At 60.5% G+C, this 11,041-nt stretch carries 11 protein-coding genes; all 11 read left to right on the forward strand.

What is annotated here, in order from left to right; genetic code table 11:
* The coding region (gene dctP / locus ACC569_RS12355; RefSeq protein ID WP_372523839.1) for a TRAP transporter substrate-binding protein DctP at nucleotides 1-785 on the forward strand (785 nt) is incomplete at its 5' end.
* Between the two features lie 52 nt (nucleotides 786-837).
* Nucleotides 838-1,365: a TRAP transporter small permease subunit gene (locus tag ACC569_RS12360; protein ID WP_372523840.1), complete on the forward strand. Its 528-nt coding sequence runs from the start codon at nucleotides 838-840 to the stop codon at nucleotides 1,363-1,365.
* A gap of 1 nt (nucleotide 1,366) precedes the next feature.
* Entirely contained in the window at nucleotides 1,367-2,710 is a 1,344-nt protein-coding gene (locus ACC569_RS12365; RefSeq protein WP_372523841.1) for a TRAP transporter large permease, read from the forward strand.
* 90 nt (nucleotides 2,711-2,800) lie between these two features.
* Nucleotides 2,801-3,598 (forward strand): sulfite exporter TauE/SafE family protein, encoded by a 798-nt coding sequence (locus ACC569_RS12370; RefSeq protein WP_372523842.1) that lies wholly within the window; start codon nucleotides 2,801-2,803, stop codon nucleotides 3,596-3,598.
* A 36-nt stretch (nucleotides 3,599-3,634) separates the two neighbouring features.
* The gene (locus tag ACC569_RS12375) at nucleotides 3,635-4,117 is read left to right on the forward strand and encodes a CinA family protein (RefSeq protein ID WP_372523843.1); all 483 of its coding nucleotides are present in this window, start codon (nucleotides 3,635-3,637) and stop codon (nucleotides 4,115-4,117) included.
* Nucleotides 4,118-4,441: 324 nt separating this feature from the next.
* On the forward strand, nucleotides 4,442-4,852 hold the full coding sequence (locus tag ACC569_RS12380; protein ID WP_372523844.1) for a hypothetical protein: 411 nt from the start codon (nucleotides 4,442-4,444) through the stop codon (nucleotides 4,850-4,852).
* A gap of 75 nt (nucleotides 4,853-4,927) precedes the next feature.
* The gene (locus ACC569_RS12385; protein ID WP_372523845.1) at nucleotides 4,928-5,530 is read left to right on the forward strand and encodes a DUF1326 domain-containing protein; all 603 of its coding nucleotides are present in this window, start codon (nucleotides 4,928-4,930) and stop codon (nucleotides 5,528-5,530) included.
* The gene (locus ACC569_RS12390; protein ID WP_372523846.1) at nucleotides 5,496-6,299 is read left to right on the forward strand and encodes a DUF2182 domain-containing protein; all 804 of its coding nucleotides are present in this window, start codon (nucleotides 5,496-5,498) and stop codon (nucleotides 6,297-6,299) included. Before ACC569_RS12385 ends, ACC569_RS12390 begins: the two co-directional genes overlap by 35 nt.
* 503 nt (nucleotides 6,300-6,802) lie before the next feature.
* Nucleotides 6,803-8,926, forward strand: coding sequence for a lactonase family protein (locus ACC569_RS12395; protein WP_372523847.1), 2,124 nt, complete (start codon nucleotides 6,803-6,805; stop codon nucleotides 8,924-8,926).
* A gap of 699 nt (nucleotides 8,927-9,625) precedes the next feature.
* Nucleotides 9,626-10,675, forward strand: a complete 1,050-nt coding sequence (recA, locus tag ACC569_RS12400) for a recombinase RecA (protein WP_372523848.1) — start codon at nucleotides 9,626-9,628, stop codon at nucleotides 10,673-10,675.
* A gap of 47 nt (nucleotides 10,676-10,722) precedes the next feature.
* Nucleotides 10,723-11,041 (forward strand): regulatory protein RecX (locus tag ACC569_RS12405; RefSeq protein WP_372523849.1); only part of this gene is annotated, 319 nt, incomplete at its 3' end.

An 11,041-nucleotide genomic window follows, 5' to 3' on the forward strand; every position in this document is an offset into this window, starting at 1 on the left:
AGACGATGCAGCAGCTCGACTCGCTCTCGGCCGGCGCCCTGGACATGACGCTCTATCCGCTCGCTTATTCCGGCGGCAAGATCCCGGAGGTGAACATCACGCTGATGCCGGCGCTGATCACCAGCTATGAGCAGGGCTATCGCTGGAAGCAGGCCCCGATCGGCAAGGAGCTCACCCGCATCCTCGACGAGCATAACGTCAAGATCGTCACCTGGATCTGGCAGGCCGGTGGCGGCGTGTCGCGCGACAAGGCGATCCTGGTGCCGGAAGACACCAAGGGCCTCAAGGTGCGCGGCGCCGGCAAGTCCATGGACGAGCTGCTCAAAGCGGCGGGTGGCTCCATCACCAACGTGCCTTCCGACGAGACCTATAGCGCGATGCAGTCCGGCGTGCTCGACGGCGTGTGGACCTCCAGCGCTTCGCTCGTCAGCTTCCGGTTGTACGAACTGGCCAAGCACGTGACCACGGCGCGCGACAAGACTTTCTGGTTCATGTTCGAGCCGCTGCTTATGTCCAAGGCCACCTACGACTCCCTGACCCCGGCGCAGCAGAAGATTGTCATGGAAGTCGGCGCGTCCCTGGAAAAGTTCGCCGTCGATTCCTGCCACGAGGACGACAAGACCCTGGCCGAAGTCTACGGCAAGGCGGGCGCGCAAGTGCACGACATGGACAATGCCACCTTCCAGAAATGGCGCAAGCTGGCCAAGGAGAGCGCCTGGAAGAACTTCGAGGACAACGTTAAGGATGGCAAGAAGCTGATGGAAATGGCGGAGGCGGTGAAGTAATCCGGCCATCGCTCCCTGTCGCGCGACAGGGGGCCTGACGGGAAGGCACCTTATGCTCAAGGCCTGGGACTGGTTCGGCGCCGTCGTCCAACGGTTCAATGTTTTTCTCGGCTACGTGGCGGCGTTGCTTATTATCGTCTCCACGCTTGCGATCTCCTACGAAGTGGTGTGGCGCTATCTGTTCCACCAGCCGCACGACTGGAACCTCGAGTTCAATATCTTCATGCTCATCGCCGCCACGTTTTTGGCGGCGGCACACACCCAGATGAAACGTGGCCACGTCGGCATCGAAGTGCTCGACGGGCTGTTGTCGGCGCGGTGGAAACGCCGCCGGCGCCTGCTGAGCGACATCCTGTCGCTGTTGTTTTGCGCTTTTGTCACTGTTTACGTCTGGAAACATTTCCACCAGGCCTGGGAGGGCGGCTGGGTCAGCAATTCCACCTGGGCGCCCAAGGAGTGGATTCCCTATGCCTTCATGGGATTCGGGATGACGACGCTCTGTCTGCAGCTGCTGGTGCAGATCGGCGACGACTTGTTGCACCCGACCGCCGCTGTCGAACACGATGTAGTAGGGGAATGACGTGACCACGTTCCAAATCGGCTTGCTCTACGTCAGTGCCGCGTTTCTGCTGTTTTTCAGCGGCGTGCCGATCGCCTTCGCCCTCGGCAGCGTCGCGCTTTTGTTCATGTTCATTTTCATGCCGGCGGCCAACATCGGCATGATCGCGCAGACGTTCTATGGCGAGCTCAACAATTTCACCCTGCTCGCGATCCCGTTGTTCGTCCTGATGGGCGCGGCTATCGGCAAGACGCGCGCCGCGGTCGATCTGTATGAATCCACGCACCGCTGGCTATACCGCCTGCCCGGCGGACTCGGCGTGGCGAACGTCGCCGGCTGCGCCATCTTCGCCGCCATGTGCGGCTCGAGCCCCGCCACCTGTGCCGCGATCGGCGGCATGGGCATCCCGGCGATGCGCCGGCGCGGATATTCACCGGAACTGGCCGCAGGTCTGATCGCCGCGGGCGGCACGCTCGGCATCCTGATCCCGCCAAGCATCACCCTGATCATCTACGGCATCATCACCGAGCAATCCATCGGCAGGCTGTTCATGGCCGGCGTGGTGCCGGGCGTCATGCTCGCGGTATTTTTTGCGCTGTGGGTGGTCTACGCCAGCGTGCGCGAGAAACGCCGGATGCTGGCCGGCATGGACCCGGCGCAGGTGGCGCAGTTGCCGCCGGAAGAGCGCTTCAGCTGGCGGGAGCGTTTCGAAACCATCCCGCGGCTGCTGCCGTTCGTCGCGCTCATCGTCGTGGTGATGGCGGCCATGTACGGCGGTTGGGCCACGCCGTCCGAAGTTGCCGGGGTGGGCGCGTTCGGCGCCTTGCTCATGGTGGTCCTGGTGTACCGCGTTTATCACTGGCGCGAGTTCAAGGACATCCTGTCGGGCGCCGCGCGTGAAAGCTGCATGATCATGATGATCATCGCCACGGCATTCCTGTTCACCTACGTGATGAGCTATCTGCACATCACCCAGAGCGCCACCGAGTGGCTGGTGAGCCTGCCGCTGTCCAAGTGGGCCTACCTGTTCTGGGTGAACGTGCTGCTGGTGGTACTGGGCTTCTTCCTGCCGCCGGTGGCGATCATCCTCATGGTCACGCCCGTGATCCTGCCGGGCCTGCAGGCACACGGTTTCGACCTGATCTGGTACGGCGTCATCATGACCATCCTCATGGAGATGGGCCTGATCCATCCGCCGGTGGGGCTCAACCTGTTCGTCATCAACGGCATCGCCCCCGATATCACCTTCAAACAAATCATTTACGGCGTGCTGCCGTTCCTCGTCATCATGCTGCTCTCGATCGTGCTGCTGGCGGTGTTCCCGCAGATCGTCATGTGGCTGCCCGACCACATGTACGGGAAATAGCACCAAAGCGTCCTGCCATTTGTCCTGCTCCAGAAAAACACGGATGAGCGAGCAGCGTATGATGGACGGAAACGTCCCGGCGGATGGTTCATGGAAACACTGACATTGATCGTGATGGGCGGCCTGGCCGGTGTCATGGCCGGCCTGCTCGGCATCGGCGGTGGGGCGCTCATCGTGCCGGTGCTGGTCATGGTGTTCGAGACCCAGCACGTCAACCCGGACGTCATCATGCAGGCGGCGCTCGGCACCTCGATGGCCACGATTGTTTTTACCGCGGTTTCCTCGGTGCTGGCGCATCAGCGCCGCGGAGCCGTGAACTGGTCCATCTTCAAAAGCATCACGCCCGGCATCGTCGTCGGCTCGCTGCTCGGCGCGGCTATCGCGCATGTACTGGCGGGGCGGACACTGCGCATCATGTTCGTGGTGTTCATGTTCCTGCTGGCGCTGCAGATGTCGCGCGGCACCATGGCGACGTCGGCGCATCGCCGCCGCCTGCCGGGCGCGGCGGGGGTGAGCGCGGTCGGCGGGGTGATCGGCCTGATGTCGGCGTTCTTCGGCATCGGCGGCGGTTCGATGTCGGTGCCGTTCATGACCTGGTACGGCGTGCCGGCGCGCCAGGCGATTGCAACCTCGGCGGCGATCGGATTTCCCATCGCGCTCAGCGCCGCCGTCGGCTATGTCGTGGCCGGATGGAACGTAGAAGGATTGCCGCCCTGGAGCGTTGGCTATGTGGTGTTGCCGGCGTTTGCCGGAATCGTGGGGGCGAGCATACTGGCCGCGCCGTTCGGCGCGCGCCTCGCCCATCGGCTTTCCGATGCCACCCTGCGGCGCATATTCGCCGCCTTTGTGACTATTCTCGGCGTGAAGATGCTGTGGAGTTTATTATAAGTACCGGCAACGACTGACCCGTCACCCGGCGCTCATATGGAAATTGATACCTTATTAATACGCGAAGTGGTGCATGCGCTCAAAAGGCAGGGGCTGATGCTGGCCACGGCCGAATCCTGCACCGGCGGCTGGGTGGCGCAGGTGATCACCTCGGTGGCGGGCAGTTCCGAGTGGTTCGAGCGTGGATTCGTCGCCTACACCAATCTCGCCAAGCGCGAGATGCTGGGCGTCAGCACCACGATCCTCTCACGCCATGGCGCCGTGAGCGAGCAGTGCGCACGTGCCATGGCCGAAGGCGCGCTCACCCATTCCCACGCGCAGGTCGCGCTCGCGATTACGGGTATTGCTGGTCCGAGCGGCGGCACGCCAGAGAAACCGGTCGGCACGGTCTGCATCGCCTGGGCCGCGAAGAAGCGCGAGTCCGTTACCGCGAAACATCTTTTTACCGGTGACCGTGAAAATGTGCGCCGGCAATCGGTCATCGCCGCACTTCAGGGCCTGCTCGAATTTATCCGCTGAAGTGGGCACAGTTACCACGCCACGGGAACGCGGGACCGTCGCCCCCGAACGCCGTAAATACACCGGATTGTTGGTGCTCTGACGCTGTTCTTGTTCTTGATCTCGCTAATTAAGTATTCCCTTATATTCATCTGCTCCTTTTAATTGCTTCTAACGCGGAGAATGCTTCATACTAAATTCAGTTCAAGATTCGGAGACACCCCATAAACGGGGACAGAAATTATATCCACGGCGACTCACGCTTCTGACTCTTGACCTTTTTATGCGGCTCAATTGTTGGGTTTTGTTTCCAAGTCTAATATTTCTGAACGGAGGAGAAAGACAATGCTAATGCAACGCATAGCGATGTGGCTTCGTTATTTTGTCACGGTTTTTGCCGTGGCGATGCTAGGAATGGCACTGCCCGCCGTCGCGGGTCCGCTCGATGGAAAGACCTTTGCCGGTGAATTCGGCAACAAGGGCAGCGTCGAACCTATCGATAAGGACGAACTGATTTTTAAGGATGGCAAGTTTGAATCGTCATTTTGCCGCAGCACGGGTTTCGGCACCGCTCCTTATACCGCAACGGCGCAGGGGAAAACCATTATCTTCGAGTCCGAGATCGCCAACGCCCAAGGCCAGAAACTCCATTGGAAAGGAACCGTCAAGGGCAACGCGCTTGAGGGAACGATAACCAGCAGTGTTCCCGGCCAGCCTCCCGCGGAACAATGGGTCAAGGCAAAGCTGAAAAAGTAGTAACAACAAAAAATTCTTTAATTACTGATAAACAAATCGCATAACCAGTGGAGGCACGAGTAAAGGAGAGACATCATGGCTACACAATGGAAAGTCGCAGGGACCTACTTTGAAGCTTGCAACTGCAACGCGGCCTGTCCGTGCGTGTTCACCGGCCCGCCGACCGACGGCGACTGTAATGTACTGCTCGCCTGGCATGTCGACCAAGGCAGCTTCGACGACACCCGGCTCGATGGTCTCAATGCCGTGCTGTTTGCGCACACGCCCGGACACATGCTGCAAACGAAATGGAAAGTCGCCTTGTACGTGGATCAGAAGGCCAACGACAAGCAACGCGACGCCTTGACCAAGATTTTCTCGGGACAGGCCGGTGGACATCTGGCGAACCTGGGGCCGTTGATCGGTGAGGTCCTGGGCGTCAAAAGCGTCGCCATCGATTACCGCGCCAACGGCAAGCAGCGCAGCCTGACGATTCCGCAGGTGGCGCAAATGGAGATCGAGGCGCTGGCCGGCCAAGGCGGACAAGACGTTACGCTCGCCAACGTCCCGTTCACGGCGGTGCCGGGCTATCCGGCGGTGGTGTGCCACTCGAAGAAGCTCAGCTATCACGATCACGGGTACAGCGTGGAGGTTTCCCAGAAGAATGGCTTCTATTCTCCCTTCAGCTACCAAGCCTGAGGGAAAGCTCGGGAGACCAGCCAGCCGCGCCGTAGTTATCGGCAGCATTGTTAGCGTCACGCTGCTCGCGTGGGTTTACCTGGTCTATCAGGCATGGGCCATGGATCACATGGACCTGGTGGACATGGCAATGCCCGGCAACCACGTCTGGGGCCCGTGGGACCTGGCGCTGGTGTTCACGATGTGGGCCATCATGATGACGGGCATGATGGCCCCGTCGGTCAGCCTCGTGGTTCTCCTGTTCGCCCGCATCCAACACCAGCGTCGTGCCCAAGGCCAATCCTTTATCGCGAGCTGGCTGTTTCTGTTTGGATATCTCATTGTATGGACCGGCTTCAGCCTGGCGGCCACCTTGGTGCAATGGGGAATGCACGCCGCGATGCTGATCTCGCCCGCGATGGTCGGTACTAGCCCGTTGCTGGGAGGCGCGGTGTTGATCGCCGCCGGCGTCTATCAGTGGACCCCCGCGAAGCACGCCTGCCTAGCCCGCTGCCGCTCGCCGCTGGCGTTTCTACTCAATGAATGGCGCGACGGGACCTCGGGCGCGCTCGTTATGGGTCTACGGCATGGACTCTACTGTACCGGCTGTTGCTGGCTGTTGATGCTGGTGTTGTTCGTCGTCGGGGTGATGAACCTGTTGTGGATCGCGCTGCTGACCGTCTTCGTGTTGTTGGAAAAGACCCTGCCGCGAGGATTATGGGTCAGCCGCGCGAGCGGTGGCGCGCTGATCACCTGGGGAGGGTGGATGGCAAGCGCGGCGTTGGTATGAGCAGCGCTGCGTGTGACTAAAAATGGAACAAGGGTTGGTGGATGATGTAGGGTTCGAACCTGCGACCCCTGCCGTGTGAATTAATTCCTGCCAACCTACGGCAACCTACTCCAGCTCATTTCTACTCACTCCAGCCTACCGCAGTAATGATTTATGGTATTGCCTCATCTTGGCTGGAGTAGGCTGGAATGAGCTGGAGAGAGGTGGCGTTGAGCACAAATTGAGCACAGTGTGTATCTATATATTGCCCTTCAAACTGAAGGAAGCGTATATTGGTATTAAGCAATGGCGATACCGCTACAGCCAGGTGTGAGCACACAACCGCACAGCGTCCTGGGGAATAGGTCGACGGCGCCGCTAGCCGTGACACCGAAACACAACTCGGTTTTTAAAGCCCGAAAACGCATTAAGCCCTAATCGGGCCGGCCAATTCCACCTAGTTCGGGTAGCTCAAAGGGGTGGGACCCGGTTTTACAACAATCAATAAATATGACTCAGAAACCATGAAACCCATGATCCTGCGACGCATTCGCGCGACGATTCCGGCCGTCCTGGCGGTGTTATTGCTGGTGGCCTGCGACTCGGGCGAGAGCAGCGGAGGCACCCCATCCACCGGCGCAACGGCCGTCTTCCCGCGTTTTGCCTATGTAACCAACCAGGGAGACAACAGCATCGCGGCCTATGCCGTCAATGCCGCGACCGGCCGCCTCACGTTCGCGGGCAAGGTCGCAACGGGGACGTTTCCCATCTCCGTCACCGTCGATCCGAGCGGGAAGTACGCCTACGTGGCGAACGCCACCAGCGCCAACGTCTCGCAGTACACGATCGGTGCGGACGGGAGCCTCACGCCGATGGCGACCCCCACGGTCGCGGCGGGGGCGGGTCCCGCCTCCGTCACCGTCGATCCGAGCGGGAAGTACGCCTACGTGGTCAACAGCGACAACACTGTCTCGCAATACACCATCGGTGCTAATGGGAGCCTCACGCCGATGGCCACCGCCACGGTCGCGGCGGGGATGAATCCCGCCTCCGTCACCGTCGATCCGAGCGGGAAGTACGCCTACGTGGCGAACGGTGGCAGTGCCAATGTCTCACAGTACACCATCGGTGCGAACGGGAGTCTCACGCCGATGGCCACTGCCACAGTTGCAACGGGGACGCAGCCCGCCTCCGTCACTGTCGATCCGAGCGGGAAATATGCTTATGTGGCGAACTCGAAGAGCGCCAACGTCTCGCAGTACACGATCGGTGCGGACGGGAGCCTCATGCCGATGGCCACCGCCACGGTCGCGGCGGGGATGGGTCCCGAATCCGTCACCGTCGATCCAAGCGGGAAGTACGCCTACGTGGCCAACCAATTTAACGACACCGTCTCGCAGTACACGATCGGCGCAAACGGTAGCCTCACGCCGATGGTGACCCCCATGGTCGGGGCGGGGCCGATTCCCTACTCCGTCACCGTCGATCCAAGCGGGAAGTATGCCTACGTGGTGAACATTCTCACCAATACCATCTCGCAGTTCACGATCGGTGCGAATGGGGGCCTCACGGCGAATGTGCCCGCCACGGTCGCCGCGCAGGTCACTCCGAATTCGTTGGCGATGAGTCATGGCGCGAGCCCGACCGCCCCGGTGCCGAAGTACGCCTACGTGGCTAACAACGACAACACCGTCTCACAGTACACCATCGGCGCGGACGGGGGCCTCACGCCGATGGCCACCGCCACGGTCGCGGCGGGGATGGGTCCTGAATCCGTCACCGTCGATCCGAGCGGGAAGTACGCCTACGTGGCGAACGACGGCAGCGCCAACGTTTCGCAGTACACGATCGGCGTGAACGGTAGCCTCATGCCGATGGCCACTGTCACGGTCGCGGCGGGGGCGAATCCCTTCTCCGTCACCGTCGATCCGAGCGGGAGGTTCGCCTACGTGGTGCACGCCAGCAGCGATAATGTCTCGCAAGACACGATCGGCGCGAACGGTAGCCTCACGCCGATGGCCACCCCCATGGTCGCGGCGGGGGCGGGTCCCTTCTCCGTCACCGTCGATCCGAGCGGGAAGTACGCCTACGTGGCGAACGATGCCAGCGCGACCATCTCGCAATACACGATCGGTGCGAATGGGGGCCTCACGCTGATAGCGACCGCCACGGTCGGGGCGGGGGCGAATCCCACCTCTGTCACCGTCGATCCGAGCGGGAAGTACGCCTACGTGGCGAACGCCAGCACCTCTAACGTCTCGCAATACACGATCGGTATGGACGGTAGCCTCACGGCGAATGTGCCCGCCACGGTCGCGGCGGGGTCGGTTCCCATATCCGTCACCGTCGATCCGAGCGGGAAGTACGCCTACGTGGCGAACTTCAACGACAACACCGTCTCGCAGTACACGATCGGTGTGGACGGGAGCCTCACGCCGATGGCCACCGCCACAGTCGCGGCGGGAACGAATCCCGCCTCCGTCACCGTCGATCCGAGCGGGAAGTACGCCTACGTGGCGAACGCCACCAGTGCTAACGTCTCGCAATACACGATCGGTGCGGACGGTAGCCTCACGCCGATGGCCACCGCCACGGTCGCGGCGGGTGCGAGTCCCGTCTCCGTCACCACCGCCGGCAGCTATCAATAGTCCGCGGAGTCACCCCGGCGCCGCAAGGCGCCGGGGTGTTGGGCACCCGGCCAACATTGTCGGCGTGGCGTGCAAAGCGAGGGGAAGACTCGAAACGGACTTCGATGTGCGCCAATCGCTCTGGCCACTGAGGGGTCTGAATGAGTGTGGGACTTTTGCATGAATAGCATCACTACGATATACAGATCGGGTGGAGAACGGTAGACGTGTGTTTCGGGCCGTCGCCAAACTACTTGTGATTGACTGCTTCTTTAATTGGGCGGCGGTGTTTTTCAAATGAGCCGCATAGACACTCCCCGTCCAAGTAACACGAGGCCTAAAAATCTAAGAATAAATCATTTCTATTTGAACCCAGTTTTAGCTGTGTTGGAAGCCCACAAAACAAATGTTTTGCTGACACGGTTTCAAGGAAGTTTTTGAATCATCCCCATTTAGCTGAATAAACTCGCCAGTTCCTGAAAACATCCCCAACGGACACCCCTTTGGAATTACCTTAACTAAGTAATGGTCTCAAACAACCTACAACCACCGCACGATATTCAGGTTCGATTCTCTTCCGTGGCTCCTGATTTCATAGCTGTAATTTCATAGCACGGTAGGGCTAGGCCGCTCCAGAGACTTGTGGAATAATCGTTTGTAACACAGCTTTTCTAAGTGCACTGAACAACCGTTTAGGCGGTTTACCGCAGGAGAACAGGCATGGATACCAACAAAACCAAGGCATTGAACATGGCCCTGGGACAGATCGATAAACAGTTCGGCAAGGGCTCGGTGATGCGCCTGGGTGACGCCGGCGTGGTGCAGCAGGTCGAGGCGGTTTCCACCGGGTCGCTGGGGCTCGATATCGCCCTCGGCATCGGCGGCTTGCCGCGCGGCCGGGTCGCGGAGATATACGGACCGGAATCCTCGGGAAAAACGACGCTGGCTCTTTCCGTGATCGCCCAGGTCCAGAAACTGGGCGGAGCGGCGGCTTTCATCGACGCGGAACACGCACTCGATCCCCTGTACGCCAAGAAGCTCGGCGTTAACATCGATGATTTGCTGGTCTCACAGCCGGATTCCGGCGAGCAGGCGCTCGAGATCACCGACATGCTGGTGCGTTCGGGCGGCGTGGATATCGTGGTGATCGACTCGGTGGCGGCGCTGACCCCCAAGGCCGAGATCGAGGGCGAAATGGGCGACTCACACATGGGTTTGCAGGCGCGATTGATGAGTCAGGCGCTGCGCAAGCTGACCGCCAACATCAAACGCTCCAATACCCTGGTGCTCTTCATTAACCAGATACGCATGAAGATCGGCGTGATGTTTGGCAATCCCGAAACTACGACCGGCGGCAACGCGCTCAAGTTCTACGCTTCGGTGCGCCTCGACATCCGCCGCATCGGCGCGATCAAGAAGGGCGAAGAAGTGATCGGCAGCCAGACGCGCGTGAAAGTGGTCAAGAACAAGGTCGCACCGCCGTTCCGCCAGACCGAGTTCGACATCATTTATAATGAAGGCATCTCGAAGGAAGGCGAACTCGTCGACATCGGGTCCGAGAGCGGCATCGTCGACAAGACCGGCGCCTGGTACAGCTTCAACAAGGAGCGCATCGGCCAGGGCAAGGACAACGCCCGCCAGTTCCTGAAGGACAATCCGGACATCGCCGCCGAGATCGAGAAACGCATCCGCGAGAAGGCCATGACGGCAATCAAGGTGGCGGCCGGTGACGAAGAGGCAGTGGAAGCCACGGCGGAGGAAGAAACCTGAAACCGGATTCGCCGGAGATCACTCCGGCGCGGGCGCGTCAGTTCGCCATGCAGTATCTCGCGCGGCGCGAACACAGCCGGAGTGAGTTGCACGACAAGCTGTTGAAAAAAGGATGCGCGGAAGCGCTTGCCGCTGAGACCGTGAAACGGTTGGAGCAGGAACATCTCGTTTCCGACGATCGTTTCATGGAAAGCCTGATCCGGGCGCGGCGCAACCGGGGCTACGGGCCGTTGCGCATACAGAAAGAATTACAGGAAAAAGGGGTGACAGCGGAGGCGATTGAAGGCTGGCTCGATGTTTCGGGCCGCGAGTGGCTTGAGGACATCCGACGCGTACAGCGCAAGAAATTCGGCGCGCGGCTGCCCA

The organism is Sulfuricaulis sp., from assembly GCF_041499725.1.
Taxonomy (GTDB): Bacteria; Pseudomonadota; Gammaproteobacteria; order Acidiferrobacterales; family Sulfurifustaceae; genus Sulfuricaulis.

Bases quoted from the DNA above. Each gene is read 5' to 3' on its own strand.
- recA (WP_372523848.1), top strand. From the start codon at position 9,626: ATGGATACCAACAAAACCAAGGCATTGAACATGGCCCTGGGACAGATC.
- ACC569_RS12360 (WP_372523840.1), top strand. From the start codon at position 838: ATGCTCAAGGCCTGGGACTGGTTCGGCGCCGTCGTCCAACGGTTCAAT.
- ACC569_RS12390 (WP_372523846.1), top strand. From the start codon at position 5,496: ATGGCTTCTATTCTCCCTTCAGCTACCAAGCCTGAGGGAAAGCTCGGG.
- ACC569_RS12375 (WP_372523843.1), top strand. From the start codon at position 3,635: ATGGAAATTGATACCTTATTAATACGCGAAGTGGTGCATGCGCTCAAA.
- ACC569_RS12370 (WP_372523842.1), top strand. From the start codon at position 2,801: ATGGAAACACTGACATTGATCGTGATGGGCGGCCTGGCCGGTGTCATG.
- ACC569_RS12385 (WP_372523845.1), top strand. From the start codon at position 4,928: ATGGCTACACAATGGAAAGTCGCAGGGACCTACTTTGAAGCTTGCAAC.
- ACC569_RS12380 (WP_372523844.1), top strand. From the start codon at position 4,442: ATGCTAATGCAACGCATAGCGATGTGGCTTCGTTATTTTGTCACGGTT.
- ACC569_RS12395 (WP_372523847.1), top strand. From the start codon at position 6,803: ATGAAACCCATGATCCTGCGACGCATTCGCGCGACGATTCCGGCCGTC.